At 72.2% G+C, this 23,375-nt stretch carries 24 protein-coding genes and 2 pseudogenes; 8 read left to right on the top strand and 18 right to left on the bottom strand.

What is annotated here, in order from left to right:
* Positions 1-7 precede the first annotated feature (7 nt).
* The 5 genes from ACZ69M_RS44715 to ACZ69M_RS44735 form a co-directional block, all read right to left on the bottom strand.
* Complete coding sequence (locus ACZ69M_RS44715; RefSeq protein WP_470059315.1) at positions 8-646, bottom strand: TIGR03086 family metal-binding protein; 639 nt, start codon at positions 644-646, stop codon at positions 8-10.
* An 80-nt stretch (positions 647-726) separates the two neighbouring features.
* On the bottom strand, positions 727-1,371 hold the full coding sequence (locus ACZ69M_RS44720; RefSeq protein ID WP_470059316.1) for a TetR/AcrR family transcriptional regulator: 645 nt from the start codon (positions 1,369-1,371) through the stop codon (positions 727-729).
* 36 nt (positions 1,372-1,407) lie between these two features.
* Positions 1,408-2,163: a peptidyl-tRNA hydrolase gene (locus ACZ69M_RS44725; protein ID WP_470059318.1), complete on the bottom strand. Its 756-nt coding sequence runs from the start codon at positions 2,161-2,163 to the stop codon at positions 1,408-1,410.
* Positions 2,164-2,236: 73 nt separating this feature from the next.
* Positions 2,237-2,425, bottom strand: coding sequence for a hypothetical protein (locus ACZ69M_RS44730; protein WP_352048076.1), 189 nt, complete (start codon positions 2,423-2,425; stop codon positions 2,237-2,239).
* Positions 2,426-2,456: 31 nt separating this feature from the next.
* The gene (locus ACZ69M_RS44735) at positions 2,457-3,338 is read right to left on the bottom strand and encodes a polysaccharide deacetylase family protein (protein ID WP_470059320.1); all 882 of its coding nucleotides are present in this window, start codon (positions 3,336-3,338) and stop codon (positions 2,457-2,459) included.
* Between the two features lie 244 nt (positions 3,339-3,582).
* Here ACZ69M_RS44735 and ACZ69M_RS44740 point away from each other — a divergent pair, with 244 nt between their 5' ends.
* Positions 3,583-4,116 carry a hypothetical protein gene (locus ACZ69M_RS44740; protein ID WP_470059322.1) on the top strand — a complete coding sequence of 178 codons (534 nt, stop codon included), beginning with the start codon at positions 3,583-3,585 and terminating at the stop codon, positions 4,114-4,116.
* A 31-nt stretch (positions 4,117-4,147) separates the two neighbouring features.
* Here ACZ69M_RS44740 and ACZ69M_RS44745 read toward each other — a convergent pair whose 3' ends face one another.
* The 7 genes from ACZ69M_RS44745 to zapE form a co-directional block, all read right to left on the bottom strand.
* Positions 4,148-4,981, bottom strand: coding sequence for a PPK2 family polyphosphate kinase (locus ACZ69M_RS44745; RefSeq protein WP_470059455.1), 834 nt, complete (start codon positions 4,979-4,981; stop codon positions 4,148-4,150).
* 513 nt (positions 4,982-5,494) lie between these two features.
* Positions 5,495-6,760: a threonine--tRNA ligase gene (thrS, locus tag ACZ69M_RS44750; protein WP_470059324.1), complete on the bottom strand. Its 1,266-nt coding sequence runs from the start codon at positions 6,758-6,760 to the stop codon at positions 5,495-5,497.
* Between the two features lie 203 nt (positions 6,761-6,963).
* Positions 6,964-7,899, bottom strand: a complete 936-nt coding sequence (locus tag ACZ69M_RS44755) for a slipin family protein (protein ID WP_470059326.1) — start codon at positions 7,897-7,899, stop codon at positions 6,964-6,966.
* Positions 7,900-7,998: 99 nt separating this feature from the next.
* Positions 7,999-9,453: a SulP family inorganic anion transporter gene (locus ACZ69M_RS44760; RefSeq protein ID WP_470059327.1), complete on the bottom strand. Its 1,455-nt coding sequence runs from the start codon at positions 9,451-9,453 to the stop codon at positions 7,999-8,001.
* 26 nt (positions 9,454-9,479) lie between these two features.
* The gene (locus ACZ69M_RS44765; protein WP_470059329.1) at positions 9,480-10,058 is read right to left on the bottom strand and encodes a carbonic anhydrase; all 579 of its coding nucleotides are present in this window, start codon (positions 10,056-10,058) and stop codon (positions 9,480-9,482) included.
* 70 nt (positions 10,059-10,128) lie between these two features.
* Positions 10,129-10,467 (bottom strand): hypothetical protein, encoded by a 339-nt coding sequence (locus ACZ69M_RS44770; RefSeq protein ID WP_470059331.1) that lies wholly within the window; start codon positions 10,465-10,467, stop codon positions 10,129-10,131.
* A gap of 123 nt (positions 10,468-10,590) precedes the next feature.
* Positions 10,591-11,733, bottom strand: coding sequence for a cell division protein ZapE (gene zapE, locus ACZ69M_RS44775; protein WP_470059333.1), 1,143 nt, complete (start codon positions 11,731-11,733; stop codon positions 10,591-10,593).
* Here zapE and ACZ69M_RS44780 point away from each other — a divergent pair.
* The 4 genes from ACZ69M_RS44780 to msrB all read left to right on the top strand — a co-directional run bounded on the left by ACZ69M_RS44780 (position 11,732) and on the right by msrB (position 15,239).
* Entirely contained in the window at positions 11,732-12,568 is an 837-nt protein-coding gene (locus tag ACZ69M_RS44780) for a pyrimidine reductase family protein (RefSeq protein WP_470059335.1), read from the top strand. The two genes, zapE and ACZ69M_RS44780, sit on opposite strands and share 2 nt — an antisense overlap.
* A 162-nt stretch (positions 12,569-12,730) precedes the next feature.
* Positions 12,731-13,204 carry an indole-3-glycerol phosphate synthase gene (locus ACZ69M_RS44785; RefSeq protein WP_403701088.1) on the top strand — a complete coding sequence of 158 codons (474 nt, stop codon included), beginning with the start codon at positions 12,731-12,733 and terminating at the stop codon, positions 13,202-13,204.
* Positions 13,205-13,417: 213 nt separating this feature from the next.
* Positions 13,418-14,803 carry a UDP-N-acetylmuramate--L-alanine ligase gene (gene murC, locus ACZ69M_RS44790; RefSeq protein WP_470059337.1) on the top strand — a complete coding sequence of 462 codons (1,386 nt, stop codon included), beginning with the start codon at positions 13,418-13,420 and terminating at the stop codon, positions 14,801-14,803.
* A 28-nt stretch (positions 14,804-14,831) separates the two neighbouring features.
* Positions 14,832-15,239, top strand: a complete 408-nt coding sequence (gene msrB, locus ACZ69M_RS44795) for a peptide-methionine (R)-S-oxide reductase MsrB (RefSeq protein WP_470059339.1) — start codon at positions 14,832-14,834, stop codon at positions 15,237-15,239.
* A 371-nt stretch (positions 15,240-15,610) separates the two neighbouring features.
* Here msrB and ACZ69M_RS44800 read toward each other — a convergent pair whose 3' ends face one another.
* From ACZ69M_RS44800 to ACZ69M_RS44815, 4 genes are all read right to left on the bottom strand, one after another.
* Positions 15,611-18,064, bottom strand: coding sequence for an ABC transporter permease (locus ACZ69M_RS44800; protein WP_470059341.1), 2,454 nt, complete (start codon positions 18,062-18,064; stop codon positions 15,611-15,613).
* Complete coding sequence (locus ACZ69M_RS44805; protein WP_470059343.1) at positions 18,058-18,795, bottom strand: ABC transporter ATP-binding protein; 738 nt, start codon at positions 18,793-18,795, stop codon at positions 18,058-18,060. The genes ACZ69M_RS44800 and ACZ69M_RS44805 overlap by 7 nt, the downstream gene beginning before the upstream one ends.
* 14 nt (positions 18,796-18,809) lie before the next feature.
* The gene (locus ACZ69M_RS44810) at positions 18,810-19,100 is read right to left on the bottom strand and encodes a hypothetical protein (protein ID WP_470059345.1); all 291 of its coding nucleotides are present in this window, start codon (positions 19,098-19,100) and stop codon (positions 18,810-18,812) included.
* A gap of 123 nt (positions 19,101-19,223) precedes the next feature.
* A complete protein-coding gene (locus tag ACZ69M_RS44815) occupies positions 19,224-19,403 on the bottom strand; it encodes a hypothetical protein (RefSeq protein ID WP_470059347.1) in 180 nt (59 codons plus the stop codon).
* Positions 19,404-19,576: 173 nt separating this feature from the next.
* On the opposite strand from ACZ69M_RS44815, the pseudogene ACZ69M_RS44820 reads away from it, so the two are divergent.
* Positions 19,577-19,705 (top strand): annotated as a pseudogene (locus tag ACZ69M_RS44820) (AfsR/SARP family transcriptional regulator); the annotation flags it as partial.
* Between the two features lie 42 nt (positions 19,706-19,747).
* Here the strand turns inward: ACZ69M_RS44820 and ACZ69M_RS44825 are convergent.
* Positions 19,748-19,894: pseudogene (locus ACZ69M_RS44825) on the bottom strand (BTAD domain-containing putative transcriptional regulator); the annotation flags it as partial.
* A 196-nt stretch (positions 19,895-20,090) separates the two neighbouring features.
* Here ACZ69M_RS44825 and ACZ69M_RS44830 point away from each other — a divergent pair.
* Together ACZ69M_RS44830 and ACZ69M_RS44835 are read left to right on the top strand one after the other, a co-directional pair.
* Entirely contained in the window at positions 20,091-21,362 is a 1,272-nt protein-coding gene (locus ACZ69M_RS44830; RefSeq protein ID WP_470059457.1) for a sensor histidine kinase, read from the top strand.
* A complete protein-coding gene (locus tag ACZ69M_RS44835) occupies positions 21,335-21,994 on the top strand; it encodes a response regulator (RefSeq protein WP_470059459.1) in 660 nt (219 codons plus the stop codon). Before ACZ69M_RS44830 ends, ACZ69M_RS44835 begins: the two co-directional genes overlap by 28 nt.
* Positions 21,995-22,159: 165 nt before the next feature.
* Here ACZ69M_RS44835 and ACZ69M_RS44840 read toward each other — a convergent pair whose 3' ends face one another.
* On the bottom strand, positions 22,160-23,173 hold the full coding sequence (locus tag ACZ69M_RS44840; RefSeq protein ID WP_470059349.1) for a lysylphosphatidylglycerol synthase transmembrane domain-containing protein: 1,014 nt from the start codon (positions 23,171-23,173) through the stop codon (positions 22,160-22,162).
* Between the last annotated feature and the right edge of the window lie 202 nt (positions 23,174-23,375).

The raw sequence follows: 23,375 nt of genomic DNA on the forward strand, positions 1-23,375 counted from the left end.
GTTCAGGTCAAATCAGCTGTGAATCCGTGCCGTCGGCCGACAGCGGCCACTTCTCCGGTGTACGTCCGAGCAGCCGCAGCGCCTCGTCCAGCGGATCCTCGCCCGAAGGCACGTCGACCGGCGGCGCGAACGCGAATCCCGGCCCGCGGCCGGCCGGATCCGTCGGTACGAGGCGGGCGACGGCCAGGGCCGCTCCGCGGACGTGGTCCGGCAGTTCGAGCCAGACGCCGAGCGTGGCGGCGACGTCCCACGCGTGCACCACGTAGTCGACGAAGTGGAAGCCGAGGGCCATCCCGCCGGGGAACCCGCCTCCGTCCCTGATCTCCGGCAGCACGAACTCCCCCTCCGTCACGCCCGGTTCGGCGAACGCGGCCAGCAAGCCCGTCGCCGCTCCCCGGTACGTCCGTTCCGGGTCGCTCATGTCCTGCGGCTCCCGCCAGTACGCCGTCTCGTGCCCCGCTCCCCGGGCGGCGGCCGCGAACCCGTGGTGCTGCGCGACCATGTGCGCCACCAGCCGCCGCAGCGTCCACCCCGCACACGGTGTGTCCCGCTCCCAGTCCGTGCCCCGCGCCAGCCCGACGAGCCGCAGCGACTCGTACACGGCGATCCGGTCGAGCTCGACGATGTCCACTCCGGTCGATGTCATACGGCCGAGCATAAAACTGAGCGAACGATCGTGCTACTTGTTTTCGGCCATGAGGCTTCCCGCGCCGAAGGCTCGGCAGGTCAGGAGGGCTCGGGTACGAGGGACGGGTCGGTCGCCGCCGCGCGCAGCCGGGAAAGGATGGCGACCCGGGCCATGCGGTAGACGTCCGTCTCGTCGCGCAGCACCGACACCGCGTTCGCCGTCTCCATCAACGCGATGAGCTCGAAGGCGAGTTGCGCGGCATCCGTGTCGGAGCGCAGCTCACCCAGGTCCCGGGCCTCGGTGACAGTGTGCTCCACATGGGCCGCCCAGTCCCGCTGGGCCTTCGCGACGGCGTCGTGCACGGGCCCCGACCGGGCGTCGAACTCGGCGATGACCTCGTAGAAGAAACAGCCGCCGGGGAAGACCCGGCCCCGGGAGTAGTCCAGCCAGAGTTCGCACAGCCGCCAGGTCCGGGCGACACCGGCGGGGGTCTCGGACGCGGGCCGGGTCACCTGCTCGACGTAGATGCGCGCCGCTTCCCGCACGGTGGCCAGCTGCAGTTCCTGCTTGGAGCCGAAGAGCGCGAAGACCCCGCTCTTGCTGAGCTGGAGCTCGGTGGCGAGACGGCCCACGGACAGTGCCTCCAGTCCTTCGACCGAGGCGATGTCGACCGTGCGGCTGAGCACCAACTGCCGTGTGCGGTTGCCGCGTTCGAGCCTGCCGTCCAGCCGGGTCCCGGCCATCGCGCCTCCTCGGGTCCGTAGTTCACTCAGGGTCGGTCAGGAGCGCAGCGCCGGGTGGTCGGCCACCACCGTGCACGACCCCGGCGCGATCTCCGTGAACCCGGCGTCGCGCACCAACGGCAGCCCGGAGGTGGTGAGTCCGCTCCAGCGGGCCGGGTCGGCGGTGCGGACGGCGAGGGGGAAACCGGCGTCGCGCCAGGCCGCCCGCTCCTCGTCCGACAGTTCCCACCAGGCCAGCTGCGCGCCGTGCCCGGCCTGCGCCATCGTCTTGCCGGCCGACATGTCGAGGTCGGGGTTGAGCCACAGCACGGGCGCCGTCGGGTCCGCGTCCACCGGCGGTTCCGGGTCGTCGAGGTCGGTGCCGGACACCTGGAGCTTGACCAGGTCCTTCGGCCAGCCGTCCAGGGGGACCGGCGGGAAGACGCGCACCTCGGCGGACTTCCCGGTCACCGTGATGCCGGGCAGAGCCTCGGCCCGCCGCCACTCGGCGCCGCGCGCCCGGCGTACGACCTTGCGGATCCGCGCGTCCTGCCAGTCCCGCACTGCCTGCGCCCAGTCGCCGTCCCTGAGGGCCCGCTCATCGCTGAGGATCGTCAGCACGGCGCGGGCCGCGGTCTCCAGCGCGTCCGTGCGTGCCGGGGGAGCGGCCTTCTCGATGCGCACGACCAGCGGCAGCACGAACTGCGGGGCCTCGTCGCGCACGGTGCGCTCGGATCGGAAGGGGCTGTCCTCGGCCGAGCCGGGTACGTCGGGTCGGCCGGGTGCGTCGGCTACGGTCGGGTCGCTGCTCACGCCCTCCAGTGTGCCAGGCGGAAGATCGGTTCTTCGGCGAGCGGTCGTGCCGCCGTCACCGTCACCGTCACCCTCACCCGGAACAGGCGGTCCGCTGTGCCTCCTGCCACTCGCAGACGGGGCACAGCGTGATCCCCTTGTACGACTCCGGGTACTCGGTCGGCTTCCGGCACAGCACGCACTCGGCGAACGGCGGCCCGGCGTCGGTCGGGTCCGGTGCCGGGACGGGGGCCGCCGGGGTGGCGCAGTAGTCGTCGCTCATGGTCCCAGCGTAGGCCGGGACCGGAGCGCGCCTACGTGGTGCCGTGCCGCTCGCTCCGCGTCGCCGAGCCGATCATCTCGGAGACCTTCACGAAGCGGAAGCCCTGCTTGCGCAGCTCGGGGACGATCGTTCGCAGGGCCTGTTCGGTCACCGGAGCCGCGCTGCGCGTGCAGTGCATGACGACGACGGATCCGGGCTTCACGCCCTCCAGCACCTGCCGGGCCACGGCGTCGGCGTCGGTCGCGAAGGCGTCCCCGCTGACGACGTCCCACTGCACGGCGGTCACGCCCACGGCGCTCAGTGTGCGCAGGGCCTGCTGGTCGTAGCACCCGCCGGGGAACCGGAAGTAGGGCATCGCGTGCGGCACGCCCGCCTTCTTGAGGGCGGTGTAGGTCTCCTCCACCTCGGCCCGCATCCGCTCCTGGGGCACGGTGGGCAGGCCGTAGCAGTTGTCGGTGAAGGCGTAGTGGCTGTACGAGTGGTTGGCGACCTCGAACAGCGGGTCCTGCCCGATGTCCTTGGCCTCCTTGGGGTACTCGTCGGCCCAGCGTCCGGTCATGAACAGGGTCGCCGGCACCTTGAACGCGCGCAGCGTGGCGATCAGTTCGGGATTGTCGAAGTGCTCCCCGGCCGCGGCGCGTGGCCCCTCGTCGGCGGTCATGTCCGCGTCGAAGGTCAGCGCGACGGTCTTGTCCTGCGTGCGCGGACCGTTGGTGAAGACGGGGGTGATACCGCTGGAGCCGGGGGCGAGTGTGGGGGGTCGCGAGGGCTGGGCGGTTGTGCTGCCCGAGGCCGACGCGGGGTGCCCTGGGCGGGCGGCGTGCGGGGTTCCTGGGGTCCCGCAGGCGGCGAGCGCGACCCCGAGTGCGCCGAGGGCGCAGGTCGCGGCGAATCGTCGTACTGGAATGATCACCCGATGAAGATATGTGCGCAATGCTTACTATTCGCCCATTGTTCGCCCGTGCCCGGGGGCCGGGGCGCGGAAGTCACCCGGCTGGACCCGGCGAAACGCTCGCCGTCTCTCCCGCCGCCTCGTGAGTCGGTCTCCTGCGCCGGTCTCGTACGCAGGTTCCCTTTCTCCGTGTCCGCGTGCAGGATCGAACCCCTGTCGCGACCGATCCGAACGGCAGGACCGACGCGAGACGGGACGGGTACCGGTGCCGAACCGGCGACGGGCTGCTCCATCGGTCCTCCTCTTCACCGCGATCGCCCTGCCGGCGAGCGGATGCTTCCTGGGGCCCTCGGATCCGGCGGACACGGCGGTGGCCGGGGCCAGGGTCGAAGGGGGGACGATCGTCGTCAAGATCCCGCTCTGTCCCTCCGACGTGCTGCGGCGAGTGGAGGTCACGGACTGGGACAGGGCCGAGGACACGAACCCGCCGATCGTCTGGTGGGCCTCCGGTCCGCGGACGGCCTCGGCGAAGAGCGGCGTCGTCAGGCTCTGGTCCGCCGAGGGGTTCGACCGTCATGCGGCCGAGCCCGCCCCGGTGCCGCGCACCCTCGATGTGGCGTACCTGGACCCCTCGGGTGAGGGGCTCGACCACGTCGTGAGCCTGCGTACGGTCGCCGCCGCAAAACTGAAGCCCGGTCAGTACTGGACCGACGACGGCCCGCGGACCGCCGCCCGGATCGACGCCCGACTCGGCTGCCGCACGGCGCCGGCCACACGCACGCCGCCTCGGTCGCCGTAGAGGTCCGGGACGGGCAGCCCGAGGCCGCAGGTCAGCTGTCCTCCAGTAGGCGCTGTCTGGCCTCCGCCACGTCGAAGTCGGCCTTCGGGTACTGCGGGGCCAGTGCCTCGAGGTGCTCCAGGAGCAGGGTGCTGATCGCCCAGTTCCGGTACCACTTGCGGTCGGCGGGGACGAGGAACCAGGGGGCCTCCGGTGTGGAGCAGCGCTCCAGGGCGATCTCGTACGCCTTTTGGTACGCGGGCCACAGCTCACGGTCGGTGATGTCGTCGGGGCTGAACTTCCAGTGCTTGTCGGGGTTGTCGAGCCGTTGGAGGAGCCGGCGGCGCTGCTGGTCGTAGGAGATGTGCAGGAAGCACTTCACCACGGTGACGCCGTCGTCGGCGAGGGACTTCTCGAAGCGGTTGATCTCGCCGTAGCGGTGGGCGATCTCCTTGCGGGGAGCCAGTTCGCGGACGCGGGCGATCAGGACGTCCTCGTAGTGCGAGCGGTCGAAGATGCCGATCTCGCCGGGTTCGGGAAGAGCCCGTCTGATCCGCCAGAGGAAGGAGTGCCCGCGCTCCTCGGCGGTCGGTGCCTTGAAGTCCCGGATGCGGCAGCCCGCGGGGTTGAAATGCCCGGTGACGTGTTTGACCGTGCCGCCCTTGCCGCTGGTGTCCATGCCCTGGAGGATCAGCAGGACCCGGCGCCGGTCACCTGCCGTGCTCGCGGCCCACAGGCGTTCTTGCAGGCTGTCGAGGCGTTCGACCATCTGGGCGACGGCGGCAAGCCCGGCGGCCTTGTCGCGCGGACCGGCGGGCGTGGCCCTGGCATCGTACGAGGAGAGGTCGACGTCCTCGCCGCCGGGAACGCGCAGCAGCCGGCGCAGCGGGGCCGGGGTCTCGCCCTCGCGCTGTTCGCCGTCCTTCGGGCCCTCGCCTTCCTTCCTTCGTACCCTTGCCGTCCCTCTTGGCCACCGCGTACCCCTTCCGGCCGTGTCCTTCGATGGTGCGACGGGAGCCGGGCACCCGCGAGTCGTGCTCAGGCCTCTTCGAGAGGTGGCCAGGACGGCCGGTCGCGGACGGCTGTCGGGTTCGATGTTCACGATGAGACGCAGCCCGTACGGGGTCCCGGTCCGCGGGCGCAGACGGGCGGTGTCGTAGCGCAGGTCCGTCACCTGCTCGGGCAGCGTCAGCGCGGCCGCGTCGGCCTGCTCCGCCGGTGGCACGGTGCTGTCGGAGCGCGCCCGCGCGTCCGTCCGAGGGAACGCCGGGCGGAGTTGCGCGTGCAGCGCCCCGCCCCCGGCCGACGCGAGGACCGCTCCCGGCACGGCCACCGACCGGCCGCCACCGCCGCCTCAACCACCCCTGGTGTACCGGCAGTTAGTCCACGGCGCGGGAATCTAGTCGATCAGCTCGGTGGTGTGGGCGCGGACGAGACGGGTGATGCGGTCCAGTGCCACGGCGGCGGGCTGCGGGGCGAGGCGGCGGCCGTCGCGCAGGCGCAGGGCGATCTCGTCGGCCGCGGCCTCCCGGGGGCCGATCACCGCCTGGTACGGGACCAGGCGGGCGGCGCGGATCCGGGCGCCCAGGGTGCCCTGGTCGGGGGTGATGAGCCGGGCCCGGAGGCCCCGGTCCAGGCAGCGGCGTACGAGATCGGCAGCCTGTTCGACCTCGGCCGGCGCGTCGGAGACGGGCAGGGCCACCAGCTGGGTCGGGGCGAGCCAGGGCGGGAAGGCACCGCCGTGCGCCTCGATGAGGTGGGCGACGGCTCGCTCCAGGCTGCCGATGACACTGCGGTGGACCATGACCGGCCGGTGTTTCGCCCCGTCGGCGCCGATGTAGTGCAGGTCGAAGCGTTCGGGCTGGTGGAAGTCGATCTGGACGGTGGAGAGGGTGGACTCCCGGCCCGCCGGATCGGCGATCTGGACGTCGATCTTGGGGCCGTAGAACGCGGCCTCGCCCTCGACGGCCTCGTACGCCACCCCGGAGCGGTCGAGGACCTCGCGCAGCAGCGCCGCCGAGCGCCGCCACAGCTCGGGGTCGGCGACGTACTTGCCGCCGGGGCCCGGCAGGGAGAGCCGGTGGCGGGCCGCGCGGATGCCCATCGCCTCGTACGCCCGGTGGATCAACTCCAGTGCGGCCGACGCCTCTTCGGCGACCTGCTCCAGGGTGCAGAAGAGGTGCGCGTCGTTGAGCTGGATGGCACGTACGCGGGTGAGGCCGCCGAGGACACCGGACGGCTCGGAGCGGTACATGCCGCCCAACTCGGCCATGCGAAGCGGGAGTTCACGGTAACTGTGGGAACGGGCGCGGTAGATGAGCGCGTGGTGGGGACACAGGCTCGGGCGCAGCACCACCTGTTCGCCGCCGAGTTCCATCGGCGGGAACATGTCCTCGCTGTAGTGCGACCAGTGCCCGGAGATCTCGTACAGCTCCCGCTTGCCCAGCACCGGTGAGTACACGTGCCGGTAGCCCGCGCGTCGCTCGGCTTCGCGGACGTACTCCTCCAGGGCGTGGCGCACGGCCGCGCCGTCGGGCAGCCAGTAGGGCAGGCCCGCGCCCATCAGAGGATCGGTGTCGAACAGGTCCAGTTCACGGCCGAGGCGGTGGTGGTCGGGAAGGGCGGTCATGGTGGTCTCCTCGCTTCTCGAGGGGCGAGTGACCACACGGCGAAGCCCCGGGGCACTCGCCCCGGGGCTTCGGACTCGTCAGCAGTCAGCGCGCCGGGACACTCTCCGGCGTCGTCGTCTTCACAGCGGCACGCTTCATGGGAGGGACGCTAGCAGGCAGTCGGCGGGCGGTCGCGGCAATTAGTGGGGGCAATCAGTGGAGGCGATCAGGGGCGATCAGGGGTGATCAGTGGGGGCGATCAGTCGGAGCCGGGGAGAGGGCTCGCGCCGGGGTTGTCGAGCGGGAACTCGTCGTCCTCCGCCTCGCCGCGCCTGAACTTGTCACCCTTGGGTTCATCGAGCACGAACTCGTCGTCCCTGTGCTCGTCGGGCCGCGGACGCGTCGGTATCTGCTCCACCGTCGGTGCCCCCGGCTGAGCCTGTGCCCGTTCCAGGAACCGCAGCAGTTCCACCGGGAAGGGGAGCACGAGGGTGGAGTTCTTCTCGGCGGCGACCGCCACCACGGTCTGCAGCAGCCGCAGTTGGAGCGCGGCGGGCTGTTCGGACATCACCCCGGCGGCCTCCGCCAGTTTCTTCGACGCCTGGAGCTCGGCGTCCGCGTTGATGATGCGGGCCCGCCGCTCACGGTCGGCCTCGGCCTGCCGGGCCATCGACCGTTTCATCGTCTCCGGCAGCGACACGTCCTTGATCTCGACCCGGTCGATCTGCACACCCCAGCCCATGGCCGGACTGTCGATCATCAGCTCCAGACCCTGGTTGAGCTTCTCCCGGTTGGACAGCAGATCGTCGAGGTCGCTCTTGCCGATGATCGAGCGCAGTGAGGTCTGCGCCATCTGTGAGACGGCGAAGCGGTAGTCCTCGACCTGGATGACCGCGTCGGCCGCGTCGACCACCTTGAAGTAGATGACCGCGTCGACCCGGACCGTGACGTTGTCCCGCGTGATGCCGTCCTGCGCGGGGACGGGCATCGTCACGATCTGCATGTTGACCTTACGCAGCCGGTCCACACCGGGGATGATCATGGTGAACCCGGGCGGCCTGATGCCACCCCGGAGCCGGCCGAGCCGCAGCACCACGCCCCGCTCGTACTGCTTGACGACCCGGGCCGCCGCGGCGATGTACACCACCCCCGCGGTACCGGCCACCGCGGCCGTGGCCAAGAGCTCCTCAAGCATGACGACCCCCTTTCGAGCCGCCGTATACCACCACTAATCCCACGATATGCCTCACGCGGGCTCGCGGTCGAGGATCCCCCCGACCGCGAGCCCCGGGGGTCAGCCGATGGTCATCTTCACCGGTTCCGTCCCCGCCTCACTGTGCCGCGCCGACCAGTTCTCCAGCGCGGTGCGGCAGGCGTGATCGAGGTGGTGCAGGCCGGAGAGGTCCAGTTCGACCGGGCGGTCCTGGGGCAGCGCCTCCAGGCTGTCGAGGATCTTCGGCAGCCTCAGGAAGGTCGCGTTGCCCGACAGATACGCCTGGACGGGACCCGCGCCCTTGTCTATGACATCCAGGCGCACGTGCGAGGCCTCCCACGCCGTCTTGGCGATCGCCAGGGCGAGCCCGATGAGCACCCCCTCGAACATGCTGACGGCGACGATCGACACCGCCGTGACGACGAGGATCAGCGCCTCGCCCCGGTGCTCGCGCCACAGCGAGACGACCTGGCGCAGCGGGACCAGTTTCCAGCCCGCGTGCACCAGGATGCCGGCGAGGGCGGGCAGCGGGATGACGCCGAGCGCGCCGGGCAGCAGCGCCGCGAACAGCAGCAGCCAGACGCCGTGCAGCACGCGGGACGCCTTCGTCCGCGCGCCCGCCTGGACGTTCGCCGCGCTGCGCACGATCACCGCGGTCATCGGGAGCGCGCCGAGCAGTCCGCAGACCGTGTTGCCCGCGCCCTGCGCCATCAGTTCTTTGTCGTACTCGGTCCGGGGGCCGTCGTGCAGCCGGTCCACGGCCGCCGCGCTGAACAGCGACTCGGCGGAGGCGATCAGTGTGAAGGCGAGCACCGTGCCGAGCACGCCCACGCTCGCGAGCTCCCCGAAGGCCTCCGGGCTCGGCAGCTGGATCGAGCCGACCAGCCCCCGCACCTCGACCTTGGCCACCGGCAGCCCGAACCCCGAGGCCGCCAGGGTGGCCAGCACGACAGCGCCGAGGGCCCCCGGCACCGTACGCACACGGCGCGGCAGCCGTCGCCACAGGACGAGGACGGCGATCGTGCCCGCCCCGAGTCCGACCGAGGCCAGCGCCTCCGTGCTACGGGCCGCGTCGACGACGGCCTCCGGCAGTCCGGCGAGCTTGCCGAGTCCGGAGGCGGGCGCCTTGAGCCCGGCCATCGAGTAGAGCTGGCCCGCGATCAGCACGAGGCCGATCCCGGCGAGCATGCCCTCGACGACGGCCACCGAGATGGCCCGGAAGTAGCGCCCCAGCTTCAGGGCGCCCATGAGGAGTTGGAGCACACCCGTGGCGAGCACGACGACTCCGAGGACGGCGAGCCCGTACTCCCGTACGGCCTCGAAGACCAGCACGGTCAGTCCGGCCGCGGGCCCCGACACCTGAAGGCTGCTGCCGCGCATCAGGCCGGTGACGAGACCCCCCACGATGCCGGTGACCAGGCCGAGTTCCGCCGGGACACCGGAGGCGACGGCGACGCCCACGCACAGCGGCAGGGCGACCAGGAACACGACGATCGAGGCGGCGAAGTCCTGCCGCAGGTGGGGGAGTTTGCTCATCAGGCTCGACCTGTTCCTCGCGCGGCTCACAGGGACTCGAAGGTGTCGGTGTGCGCACGGTGTTCGCGCACGGCCCCGGTGTGGACCTCGTAGTACCAGCCGTGCAGACGCAGCCGGCCCGTCGTCAGGGCCCTTTCCACACAGGGGTATCCGCGGAGCCTGAGCAGTTGTGCGAGGACGTGGTTCTGCACCGCGTCGGCGACGGTGGGGTCGTCGTCCGGTGCGTCGGACGGGCGCTGCGCCTGCGCGAGCCAGTCGCGCACGGCGGGTACGGCCGTCAGGTCCTCGCCGCGCACCAGCGCGCCGACGGCACCGCAGTGCGAATGGCCGCAGACCACGATCTCGGACACGCCGAGCACGTCCACCGCGTACTCGACGGTGGCCGCCTCGGAGGTCGGCCGGCCGAGGACGTACGGCGGGACGATGTTGCCCGCGGTGCGCAGCTCGAAGAGCTCGCCCGGGCGGGCGCCGGTGATCAGGGCCGGAACGACCCGGGAGTCGGAGCAGGTGATGAACAGGACCTGCGGGGACTGGCCGTCGGCGAGCGAGGCGAACTCCTCGGGCCGCCGGCCGAAGGAGCGGGCATGGTCGATGAGGGGCTGCATGTCAGTTCCTCCTGGCGCGCCCTGAGGGCGCGTCGGCTTACAAGACGGAGCGTGGGGGGACACGCTCCGCTCAGCAGCGGAAGACCTGAAGTGCGGCAGGGGAGTGGGCGGCCCGGGATCTCGGCGTGCGCGGGTGCGCCGGGGCGGGCGCGAGCGGCGCGTACGAGGCCGCGGGGTCGCTCGCGAGCAGCGCGCGCGGGGGTGTGTCGGGGACGAGATCCTCGTCGCGGGTCCGCTGACGGGCGCCCAGAGGGGGTGCCACCTTGTGCGGATGCTCCGCTTCGGCGCAGGAGACGACTTCGCCCCTGTGCGCGGACGCGAACGCCTCGGTGGGAGCGAAGAGCTGGAGGCTGATCAGGACGGCGGCGAGTACCACGTACAGGGGTCGGGCCGTCGTACCTCGTAACATGCGCCCCCTCCCGGCGTCTCGTCCTCCATGTCAATACATAGGTTAACGCGGCAAGTTGTTTGCAGGGTTAACTCGACGTTTCACAGTGAAGTGGGCCGAAAACGCTGTGGAGGGGCCGAAAAGCTACGCCTCGACGAGCCCCTTGGCGTCGCGGGCCAGCGCGGTGAGCCGGGATATCGCGCGGAAGTACTTCTTCCGGTAGCCGCCGTTCAGCATCTCCTCGCTGAAGAGCTGGTCGAAGGGCATCCCGGAGGCGAGGACGGGCACCTCGCGGTCGTACAGCCGGTCGGCGAGCACCACGAGCCGCAGCGCCGTCGACTGGTCGGGCACCGGCTGGACGTCGGTGAGGCAGACGGCCTTCAGGTCGTCGGTCAGGGCGCCGTAGCGGCTGGGGTGCACGCGCGCGAGGTGGTCGAGCAGATGCGGGAAGTCGTCGAGGGAGGCCCCGGCCGTGGCGTACGCGGCCTTCGTGACCTGCTCGTCGGTGAACGGCGCCGGGGCCTCGGGCAGCCCGCGGTGGCGGTAGTCCTCGCCGTCGATGCGCAGCGGCCGGAAGTGCGCGGACAGCCCCTGGATCTCGCGCAGGAAGTCGGCGGCCGCGAACCGGCCCTCGCCGAGCTTGCCCGGCAGGGTGTTCGAGGTGGCCGCGAGCGCGACCCCCGCGTCGACCAGCTTGCCGAGCAGGGTGGAGACGAGAACGGTGTCGCCCGGGTCGTCGAGTTCGAACTCGTCGATGCACAGGAGACGGTGCCCGGAGAGCGTCTGCACGGTCTTCTGGAAGCCGAGCGCGCCGACCAGGTTCGTCAGCTCCACGAAGGTGCCGAAGGCCTTGAGCGCGGGCTCGGCGGGGGTGGCGTGCCACAGGGAGGCGAGCAGATGGGTCTTGCCGACGCCGTAGCCGCCGTCCAGGTAGACACCCCGGGGGCCGGCCGGGGTCTTCGGTGCCTTGGCCTTGCCGAAGCCGAAGAAGCCCCGCTTGCCGCCGCCGAGCGCGTGCGCCCCGCCGAGACCGGCCGCGAAGCCGGCGAGGACCTGTACGGCCTCCGTCTGGCTCGGCTGGTTCGGGTCCGGAATGTACGTTTCGAAGCGCACGGAGTCGAAGCGCGGCGGCGGCACCATCTCGGCGACCAGCCGGTCCGCGGGGACGTGCGGCTCGCGGGCGCACAGGGACGTGGGGGCTGCTTCGGGTATCGGTTCGATCCCGGAAGCGGCGGTGGAGGACGACACGGTTCCCCACTCTAAGGGCCGTGCCACACTGCACGACATGCGACGCCTGTTCCCTGTGACCTACGAAACAGCAGCCCAGGCCACCGCCGGGGCCCCCGATGCCCCTGGTGCGGCTGTGACGGATGTGACGGATGCGACGGACCGTGAGTGGGAACTGCTGGAGCTGGCGGAGGCGTACGCCTACCCCGAGCTCCGCCCCGCCGGTGTCCGGGAGCCCTGGCTGCGGGCCAACATGGTCTCCACGCTCGACGGCGCCGCCCAGCACGACGGAAAGTCCCAGGGCATCTCCAGCGCCGCCGACATGCGGATCTTCGGGGTGCTGCGGGCTCTGGCGGACGTCGTGGTCGTCGGCGCGGAGACGGTACGCCAGGAGGGTTACCGTCCGGCACGCGCACGTGCGGAGTTCGCGGGGACCCGGGAGGCGGCCGGACAGGGCCCGGCGCCCGTGATCGCCGTCGTCACCGCGAGCCTCGACCTGGACTTCTCGCTGCCCCTGTTCACCTCGCCCCTGGTGCCCACGCTCGTCCTGACGGGCGCCGCGGCGGCCCCCGAGCGGGTGGCGGCGGCCGAGAAGGCGGGCGCCGGGGTGGTGATCGCCGGGGACGGGACGGGCGTGGATCCGGTACGGGCCGTGCGTGCGCTCGCCGAGCGCGGTATGACCCGGCTGCTGACGGAGGGCGGCCCGCGGCTGCTGGGCCAGATGGTCGCGGCGGGTGTCCTCGACGAACTGTGCCTGACTCTTTCGCCGACGCTCACCGCGGGAGACGCGCAGCGGATCGCCGGGGGGCCCGCGATGGCGGTTCCCGAGCGGCTCGAGCTGGCGTCCCTCCTGGAGGAGGCCGGATTCCTCTTCGCCCGATACCGTCGCCCCTGACGTCGGATAGGGCAAGGCCGTCGGCCAGGGCAAGGTAGCGGAGTAGATCGTTCCGTTTATCTTCCGCTGGGCACACTGAAAATCGCAGTCCCCGTGCGATCACGGGGCAGGATGGTTTCCGCAGGGGGCCAAGGAGGCCCACGGAGGAGAAGGGCGCCTGTCGTGTTCACAAGCGTATTGATGATCGAGAAGGCCCTGACGTCCGCCGACGTGGAGTTCGTCACCACCTTGCACGGTGACGAGGCGGTTGCCTTCCACGTGCTGCTCCAGCCGCGGGGCGACCAGGCGGACCGGCTGCTGCGGGCCATCGACGACGTCGCGCTCGGGGAGCTGGACGAAGCGGCCCACGAGCGTGAGACGCCCGAGGGCGCGGACGCGGCCGGTCAGGGCCAGCAGGCCCTCGACGTGTCGCTGGTGGCGCTGCGCTCGGCCGGCAGCGAGGCCGAGGGGCGGCTCATCGAGAACCACCCGCTCGACGCGCTCAAGGAGCTGGTCGACGAGATCGACGCGGACGAGGTCATCGTGCTGACCGACCCGCACTACGTGGAGGAGTTCTTCCACCGCGACTGGGCCTCGCGGGCCCGCCACAAGGTCGGCGTGCCGGTGCTGAAACTGTTCTCGCACAGCAAGGTGTAGGGCTCCCGCCGGGCGTGCGCGTGGGCGCCGTGGGGCTGCTGGGACCGGTCGGGTGCGGCCGGCACGTGGCTGGCCGCGCCCACGCGGCGGAGCCGCACAGGTCACGGCCCCGCGCCCCTGGGAGGTTGCGGGGGGCCGCACGCAATAGGCTGGGGCGGGTTCCTGTCTGTGGGAGCACGCTGACCGTCGTACCGGATCTTGGGAGATACACGCATGGCACCCGGCCTTCCTACCGCCATGGACCGACCGCACTTCATCGGCATCGGCGGCGCCGGGATGTCGGGCATCGCCAAGATCCTGGCGCAGCGCGGGGCGAAGGTGGCGGGCAGCGACGCGAAGGAGTCCGCCACCGCCGAGGCACTGCGGGCGCTGGGCGCGACCGTGCACATCGGCCACGCGGCGGACCACCTGGCCTCCGACGCCACCTGTGTCGTGGTGTCCTCGGCGATCCGCGCGGACAACCCGGAGCTGGCCCGCGCGGCCGAGCTCGGCATCCCGGTGGTCCACCGCTCGGACGCCCTCGCCCGGCTGATGGACGGCCTGCGCCCGATCGCGGTCGCGGGCACGCACGGCAAGACCACGACCACGTCGATGCTCGCGGTGTCCCTCTCGGCGCTGGGACTGAACCCCTCGTACGCGATCGGCGGCGACCTGGACGCCCCCGGCTCGAACGCCCTGCACGGCGACGGCGAGATCTTCGTCGCCGAGGCCGACGAATCGGACCGCAGCTTCCACAAGTACGCCCCCGAGGTCGCGATCGTCCTCAACGTCGAGCTCGACCACCACGCCAATTACGCCTCCATCGACGAGATCTACGAGTCCTTCGAGACCTTCGCGGCCAAGATCGTGCCGGGCGGCACGCTGGTGATCTCCGCGGACCACGAGGGCGCGCGCGAACTGACCCGGCGCCTGCCGGCGGACGTACGGGTGGTGACGTACGGCGACGCGCCGGACGCGGACGTACGGGTCCTGTCCGTGATCCCCCAGGGCCTCAAGAGCGAGGTGACGGTGCTCCTCGACGGCAAGGAGCTGACCTTCGCCGTCTCCGTCCCAGGCCGCCACTACGCGCACAACGCGGTGGCCGCGCTGGCGGCGGGCGCGGCGCTGGGCATTCCGGCCGCGGAGCTGGCCCCCGCGATCGCCTCCTACACGGGCGTGAAGCGGCGTCTGCAGCTGAAGGGCGAGGAGGCGGGCGTCCAGGTCGTCGACTCGTACGCGCACCACCCGACCGAGATGACGGCCGACCTGGAGGCCATGCGCGCGGGTGCCGAGGGCCGCATCCTGGTGGTCTTCCAGCCCCACCTGTTCTCCCGCACCCAGGAGCTGGCCAAGGAGATGGGCGAGTCCCTGGCCCTGGCCGACGCCTCGATCGTGCTCGACATCTACCCGGCCCGCGAGGACCCGATCCCGGGCGTCACCAGCGAGCTGATCATCGAGGCGGCGCGGGCGGCGGGCGCGGACGTGACACCGGTCCATGACAAGGCGCAGGTGCCCTCGGTCGTCGCGGGAATGGCGAAGCCCGGTGATCTCGTTCTCACCATGGGCGCGGGAGACGTGACGGACCTCGGTCCCGAGATCCTGACCCGCCTGTCGAAGTAGCCGTGACGTTTGTGAGGGGTTGAGCTTCATGTCGTACGACATCGAAAAGCCGGACGAGCAGTGGCGCGCGGAGCTGACCCCGGCCGAGTACACCGTCCTGCGGAAGGCGGGCACCGAGCCCGCCTTCACGGGCGAGTACACCGACACCAAGGCCAAGGGTGTCTACTCCTGCCGCGCGTGCGGCGCCGAACTCTTCACCTCGAACGAGAAGTTCGAGTCCCACTGCGGCTGGCCGTCCTTCTACGACCCGAAGGAATCCGACGCGGTCGAGCTGATCGCGGACCGCTCCCACGGGATGGTCCGCACGGAGGTGCGGTGCGCCCGCTGCGGATCGCACCTCGGCCATGTCTTCGAGGGTGAGGGCTACCCGACGCCGACCGACCAGCGGTACTGCATCAACAGCATCTCGCTGCGGTTGGCACCCGAGGAAGACTGACCGCCGGGTTCGATGGGAAGGGCGGCGTGCCGGACGCGCTGGGTGTCAGGAGACCTGACTCCCACGTGCGCCTGATCGTCTGCCTCCTGGGCTCCGACCCGGGCCTGTGGCCCGGTCGGGGCTCTTGGCGGTGTCTGGGCACTTCCCAGCGCGAGTGGCGATGGGCTGTGCACGGGGAGGACTGCTCGGACAGTCGGCTGACGGCGGTGTGTGGGACACCTTCGAGACCACCAGCCGCGAGGAGGTGGAGGCCTTCCTCGCCCCGACCGGCGCCTCGTGGGAGTGGCGGGCCTACGGCACCGTCCGCGTCTCCTCGCCGCGCCCGGCCACCACCCGGCACCCGGTCACCGGCCCGGCGCGGGGTCAACGGGTCACTCCCGTACGCCGGCCAGCTCCACGGCCCGGCGCCGCAGCGACAGCCCGGCCGGTGCCACGGCGGAGACCACGGCGAGGACCGCGCACGCGCCCACCGCCGAGCCGATCGCCGTCCATGGGATCTCGATGGGGCTCCACACCGACAGCAGGCCCAGGGCGCTCCACATCCCCAGCAGGTTGAGTCCCGCCACCAGCAGTCCCAGCACTCCGCCGACCACCACGACCATCAGCGCCTCGGCGGCGACCAGCCGCAGCACCTGCCAGGTGGTGGCCCCGGCCAGCCGCAGCACCGCCAGGTCCCGCACCCGGTCGGAGGTCGCCATGACCAGGGTGTTGGCGAGGGAGATGCCGGTGTAGAGGAGGGCGATGCCGAGGACCAGCAGGAACCCGATCCGGGTGGTGTCGTTGGTCTCGGGGTAACTGGCCTGCACCCACTGGTTCTTGGTGAACACCTGCCCCCCGGAGGAGCGCAGCGCCGTGCGCAGCCCCGCGGCCACGGCCGCCGTGTCGGCGTCCGCGACCTTGACGTCGATCCGGTCGACGGGGGCGCGCGGGGCGTTGGCCGGGGTGACGTACACGCCGTTGTTGCCGGTGCCGATGGACAGGACGGCGGCGATCCGCAGGGACTTCCTCGTGCCGTCGCCGAGCCATACGCTCACCCGCTGCCCGACGGTGTGCCGCGCCCACTCCTCGTTGACGATGATCGAGTCGTCGTCGAGATCGGTGACCCGGCCGGCCGCGACCGGCAGCCGTACGGTGTCGGCGAGCCGCTTCGGATCGGCCGCGCGCGCCTCGGACCTGATGAGTGCCACGCCGTCCTCCAGGACGTAGACGGCGCTCGACGAGGTGGCCGAGACCTCCGCGCCGGGCACCGCCCGCAGCCGCTCGACGGTCGCCGTGTCGAAGCCCGCGGCGCCGGCCGGCGAGACGACGAAGTCTGCGCGGGTCTGTGCGCGGGTCTCGGTGGCCCTGGCTTCGTTCAGGGTCGCGGTCGCGCCGAGCAGCGAGCCCGCGAGAGCGACCGTGACCAGGACGGGAGCGGCGATGGCGGCGGTACGGCGGACACCGGCGGCGGCGTTCTCCCGCACCAGCATGCCGCCGGCGCCCGGGAGTTGGGCCGGCAACCAGGCGATCAGCCGGGTCAGCGGGCGCACCAGCACCGGCGACAGCAGCGCGACCGCCGTGATCAGCAGCATCGGCCGGCTGACGTACGTCTTGCGGTGCAGCAGGTCGCCCGGTCCGGAGACCAGCGCCAGGGCCGGCGTCACGGCGGCGGTGACCAGCAGGCCTCCGCCGAACAGCCAGCGGCCCCACGTCATGGTCCTGCTGTCCACGGACGCCTCGCGCAGCGCCTGCGCGGGACCGGTCTTCCCGGCCCGCCAGGACGCGGCGACCACTCCGCACAGCGCCACCAACAGCCCTGTCCAGAAGGCCATGTGGTACGGCCAGGTGTGGTCGCCGATGGTGAACCAGCTCGGGGCGAGACCGCCTTCGACCACCCATCGGGCCAGATACGGCGCCGCGTACGCGCCCAGCACACAGCCCGCGGCCGAGGCGAGCACGCCGACGACCAGGGCCTCGGCGAAGACCATCCGGCGGATCTGCCCCGGGGTGGCGCCCGCGGTGCGCAGCAGCCCGAACTCCCGGCGCCGCTGGGCGACCGCGAACGCGAAGGTGGACGCCACCACGAACACCGACACGAAGCCGCTGACCCCGCCGGCCGTGCCGAACATGGCGTTCATCGCGGTCAGGGCCTCGCTGTCCCGGTAGGGGTCGGCGTCCGCGAGCCGCCGCTGGGTGCCGGTGAGGACGCTGACGCCGGAGCTGCCCGCCACCGCCTGCCGTACGGCCGTGGCGTCGGCGTCCACGACCAGCTGGGTGCTCACCGGGGCGAGTCGGGCCGCCTGCGCGTCCGTGTAGAACACGGCGTCCTCGAAGCCGAGCCCGCGCACGGTCCCGACCACCGTCACGGTGCCGAGACCGGTGCGCACCTGCCTCCCCACGGTGGCCCAGTCGCCGCTGACCACGACCTCACCGGCCGCCTCGGGGGCACGGCCCGCGTCGAGCTCGTACGGCGCGCCCGCGGCGGTCGACCACGGGTGGCCCACCAGGTCCCCGGGCGCGTTCCTCGCCCGTACGGCGAAGGAGCGGTCCTCGGTGACGGTGCCGCGTCGCTTCAACGCGGCGAGCGTCTTCGCCGGTACGGCGTTCGGCTGCGTCAGCTTCTGGGTCCGGTCGCCGATCGGGGTGGGCACCCGCAGCGTGTCCTGGCCCTTCACCACGACCGGGGTGGCGGCGAACCGCTCCGGCCGGCGCTCGGGTGCGTTCAGGGACGAGGCCAGGGCCAGCCCCATGACGGCGATCAGCGCGACGCCGAGCGAGAGCGCGACGAAGCTGCCCACGAAGGTGACCCAACGGGTGCGCACGGTGCGCAGGGCGACACTCAGCACGGCACGGCCTCCAGCTTCGTCATCCGGGTGGCGATGTCGCCGGCCGAGGCGCCCACCAGCTCGCCGTTGACGCGCCCGTCGACCAGGAAGACGACACGGTCGGCGTAGGAGGCGGCCACCGGGTCGTGGGTGACCATGATGATCGTCTGGCCCTCCGTGTCGACCATGCCGCGCAGCAGGGACAGCACCTCGCGGCTGGTCTGCGAGTCGAGCGCGCCGGTCGGCTCGTCGCCGAACAGCACCTCCGGGCGGGTGATCAGGGCGCGGGCCAGGGCCACGCGCTGCTGCTGGCCGCCGGACATCTCCGAGGGGCGGTGCCCTGCCCGGTCGCCGAGGCCGACCTGGCGCAGCACCTCACGGACCCGGGCCTTCGGGGGGCGCCGCCCGGCCAGTCGCAGCGGCAGGGCCACGTTCTGCTCGGCGGTCAGCGACGGCAGCAGGTTGAACGCCTGGAACACGAACCCGATGCGCTCGCGGCGCAGCAGCGTCAGCTTCGTCTCGCTCAGCTTCGTCAGCTCGGTGTCCCCGACGGTGACCGAGCCCGCGGTGGGCCGGTCAAGCCCGGCCGCGCACTGCAGCAGGGTCGACTTCCCGGAGCCGGAGGGGCCCATCACGGCGGTGAAGGTGCCCCGGGGGAAGGCGAGCGAGACCTGGTCGAGCGCGGTCACACTGCCGCTGCCCGCCCCGTACTGCCTGCTCACGGAGCGCAGTTGGATCGCATGGTTGGTCATCTGTCCCTAAGTCCCTACTTGTTCGGTGTCGGTCCTCCCGCGCACCAGGGCGGGACGGAATCGGGGTTCAGCGGTGTCGTTCCGCGGGAGAGAGCCGGAGAAAGGCGCGGGCCAGGCACCAGGACGGCGCCGGCGGTCGTGGTGAGCAGCGCGGCCTCGACGGTGATGCTGCCGTGCCGGGCGAGCATCCCGCCCAGTACCACCGCGCTCTGCCCCGGCAGCACCGCGCCGATCACCGGCAGGGCGGCTTCGAGGGCGGGCAGCAGCACCGCGGTCGGAACGCCGACGCTTCCGTACGCCGGCACACGCTCCGCCGGCCAAGCCAACATCCGGGCACCGCCTCTCTCGCAACTGTGGTGACTCCACGAAACCGCGCGACGACACCCCGGCGCAGTGCGGCAGAAGCGACACTTGGGGTAGGGCCAGACCTACCCCGGGGCCTCGGCCTGGCTGTCGGCCCCGGCGCCCGGTCGCCCCGCCCGGGTGAGCGACCGATCCGACTCCCGGTCCCCGCAGCCGACGGCCACCAGGCGCTGCAACTCGCGGAAGCGGTACCGGGGTTCTCCGGCCGCGTCGATGCCCGCCATCTCCAGCACCGCCCCCTCCACCAGCCGCTCCAGCAGTTCCTCCGCCGTGTCCTCCGCCGTGTCCTCCGAGAGGGCGAGGGACCGCGCGGTGGCCGATGCGGTGAACGCTCCGGCGTCGTGCCCGGCGATGGAGGCGATGAACTCACGTTCCTGGAGGGAGAGCTGGCGCAGGGGAGAGGCGAGGGCGCGCCGTACGTCGAGTTCCCGATGCGCGGCTCGGTGACCCGGCCCGCCGGACCGGCCAGCCGTCGGCGCTCGGTCGGCATCAGCCGCACGTCTCCGAACTCACCGGTCTCGTCAGCGAGTTCCCGGTACGCGAGCGACTTCGGGCCCAGGCTCGGCTTCGGCCAGATGGGGGTGACGCTGGCGAGCGCGGGGCCCTGCCACGGGTCGAGCGCCCGCCGCGGCAGCTCCGCGGCATCCGCGAACCGGCGCTCCTTCAGGGCCAGGCGACCCTGCCGGTCCAGCTGTTCGAACTCGACGACATCAATGCGCGCCCCCTCGGTGAGCAGTTGGTAGCCGGGCTGATGATCGCAATGTGCGGAGCGTCAGCCCCTTGGAGAACTTGCATCCGGCAGCCCGTGACCATCCGCCGCGATTGCAGGGGTATGGCCGGCCCTACCCCCGATACGCCACCTGGACCGATGGCACCGTCCATGACGCGCCGTCTACGGTGATCGCATGCATCCCCGGAACGTATGGCAGGCCATGTCCCGGCCGGGTTTCCTGGTGTCCCCGTGGCCGTGGCGTGCCGTCGTGTATCTGCTGTCGGGTGTGGTGGCCGGCATCGCCGTGCTGGTGGCGATCGCGACCCTGGCGGCGGTCGGCGGCGTCCTCGCGATTGTCCTGGTCGGCCTGCCGTTGCTCGCCGTCACGGCTCTCGTCGGGGTGCCCGTGGCCTCGGCCGAGCGGCGCAGACTGCGGCTGATCGACCGTGATCCGGTACCCGGCGCGCATCGCGAGCCCGCCGAGCCGGGACCGTGGAGCTGGTTCACCACCCGGCTGCGGGAGCAGCTCACCTGGCGGGAACTCGGCTACGCGCTGCTGTTCGCGGGCCTGTTGTGGCCGGCCGAGGCCCTCGTGGTCACCGTGGCGCTGGCCTTCCCGCTGTCGATGACGTTCACCCCGCTGCTGATGGCCACGGTGGGCGACGGCCGGGAGGCGAAGGTGCTCAAGCAGTGGACGGTCACCAGCTGGCCGACCGCCTTCGGCGTCGCCGTGCTCGGGGTGATACTGCTGGCCCTCGGCGCGTACGTCCTCGGGGTCGCGGCCGGCGCCAGAGCCGAGCTGACGCGGCTTCTCATCGCCCCGCGTGACGCGGAGCTGGCTGCGCAGGTCATCGAACTGACGCGGTCCCGCGTCCGGCTGGTCGACGCGTTCGAGACGGAGCGGCGCCGGATCGAGCGCGATCTGCACGACGGCGCCCAACAGCGCATGGTCGCCCTGACGATGACACTCGGCCTGGCCCGCCTGGATGCGCCGCCCGGCCCGCTCGCCGACCAACTCGCCAAGGCGCACGAGGAAGCGGGCAAGGCCCTCGCGGAGCTGCGCGAACTCATCCACGGCATCCATCCCAAGGTGCTCGCCGACTACGGCCTGGAAGCCGCCGTCGCTGACGCCGCCGACCGCAGCGCGGTCCCCGTCGACGTCGACCTGGAGCTGCCCGGCCGGTTGCCCCAAGCCGTGGAGGCCGCCGCCTACTTCGTGGTCTGCGAGGCCCTCGCCAACGTCGCCAAGCACAGCGGGGCCGACCGCGCGCGGGTCGCAGGCGGGCACGCCGACGGACGGCTCGCGCTGGAGGTGCGCGACGACGGACGTGGCGGCGCGGCCGCCGGCGGCGGCACCGGGCTGACCGGACTCGCAGACCGGGTCTCGGTCCTGGATGGCAGACTCTCCCTGTCCAGTCCGCCGGGCGGACCGACCCTGTTGCGTGTGGAGATTCCTTGCGATCCTTGCGAGCCGACCGACCGCTCCGCGTAGTCCTGGCCGAGGACAGCGTGCTGCTGCGGGAGGGCCTCATCGGCCTGCTCACCCGCTGCGGACACGAGGTGGTGGCGGCCGTCGGCGACGCGGAGGCGCTGCTCGCCGCCGTGGCCGAACACCGGCCCGACATCGTGGTGACGGACGTACGGATGCCGCCCGGCTTCCAGGACGAGGGCCTGCACGCGGCCGTCCGGCTGCGGGAGGAGCAGCCCACTCTGCCGGTGCTGGTCCTGAGCCAGTACGTGCAGCGGACCTACGCCTCCGAACTCCTGGACTCCGGCGACGGATCGGGCGTGGGCTATCTGCTCAAGGACCGCGTCGGCCAGGTCGAGCAGTTCGTGGACGCGCTGAGCGAGGTCGCGGCCGGCGGCACGGTCGTCGACCCCGAAGTCGTACGGCAGTTGCTGCGCAGGCGCCGCGATCCGCTGGAGCGGCTCACCCCGCGCGAGCGGGAGGTGCTGGCGCTGATCGCGGAGGGCAGGTCGAACGGGGCGATCGCCAAGGCGCTGACGGTGTCCGAGGCGGCCGTCGGCAAGCACATCGGCAGCATCCTCACGAAGCTGGACCTGCCCCCGGCGGACGAGACCCACCGCCGCGTCCTGGCGGTGCTGGCCTACCTCCGGGCGTGAGACGGGCCGTTGCGGTCCGGACCGTATGGACGCCGCATACATCGGCCGTAACTCCGCGGCGAACGCGCGACGTGCGACGCGACCGCCTGGACGTACTACGAGGCGGTCGACAAGCTGGGCCGACCTGACGGGCCCAGGGGCATCCGACTTCGGCGTGGCTGAGGTTCACAGCACCTCGCGATGGACGAGGGCCGAGAGGACGAGGGCGCCCGGGAGCAGGGGGATCCAGACGGTCAGGACGCGGTAGCCGATGACGGTTGCCGTGGCCAGGGACACGGGGGCGCCGTACGCGGCCATGGTGAGGACCATGGCCGCGTCGACCGGGCCGATGCCGCCCGGGGCGGGCACCGCGCCGACGGCGGTACTGGCGAGCAGCAGCGCGAGGACCACCTGGGCCCAGGACAGCGGCAGCCCGAGCGAGAACCCGACCGAGGCGATCACGCTCCCCTGAAGCACCGGGGTGATGGCCGCCCCGCCCCACAGGGCGAGGACGCGGCTGGGCCGGGTGTGCAGGGTCCGCGCCTCGGTCAGGGCGGTGCGTACGAAGCCGAGCGCCGGGCGGCGCAGCGGGCGTACGACCGTCAGGAGCAGGGCGGCGGTGGCGAGACCGAACACCGCGGCCCCGGCGGCCATGAGCAACGTCCAGGTGTCCGGGGTGAGGTCGCCGAGTCGTAGCGCGTCCGGGAAGGCCACGAGGAAGACGACGAGCACCACCGTCTTCGCCAGCGGCTTGACCAGTGAGTACAGGGCGAGCGAGGCGGTGGCGCGGGCCAGGGGTATGCCGTTGCGCTGGAGGAAGCGCAGGGTGACGGCGTGGGCGCCGATGCTCGCCGGAAGGATGTGGTTGGTGGCGCCCGCGGCGAACTGCGAGGCGAGCAGCGGCCCGGGCGGCAGCCGTTCGGGCAGGGCGCCTTGCCGCACGCACGCGGCGGTCACCCAGCCCAGGCAGGTGAAGAAGGCCCCGGCCAGCAGCCACCAGGGATCGGCGGCGGCCAACCGGGCGGCGCCCTCGCTCACCGCCCGCCAGTCGACCGCCGCCCACGTCCCGATCGCCAGGAGCGGCAGCAGGGTCAGCGTCAGACGGGTGAGACGGGTGAGACCGGTCAGGCGCGCGGCGGCGGGGGACCGGACGGGGGCGGGGCGCGCTACGGGGAGATCATCGAGCGGGAGCGGGGACACGGCGCACATCGTCCTTCCACGTCACGCCCGCGGTACCGGCGGACGGACACAAGAAGAGGCTTGAGCGGAGGGGGACGAGGGGAAGGTTCCCGCTCGGTGTGACGGCGCGGTGTCCGGGAGGGGAAGGGGCACCAGCGGCTGGGCGACACGGCCGGGCTCGTCGTCCTGTCGGGCAGGGCAGTTGGCGCTCCCGGCGTCGAAA

Source organism: Streptomyces sp. NPDC107454 (assembly GCF_055582885.1).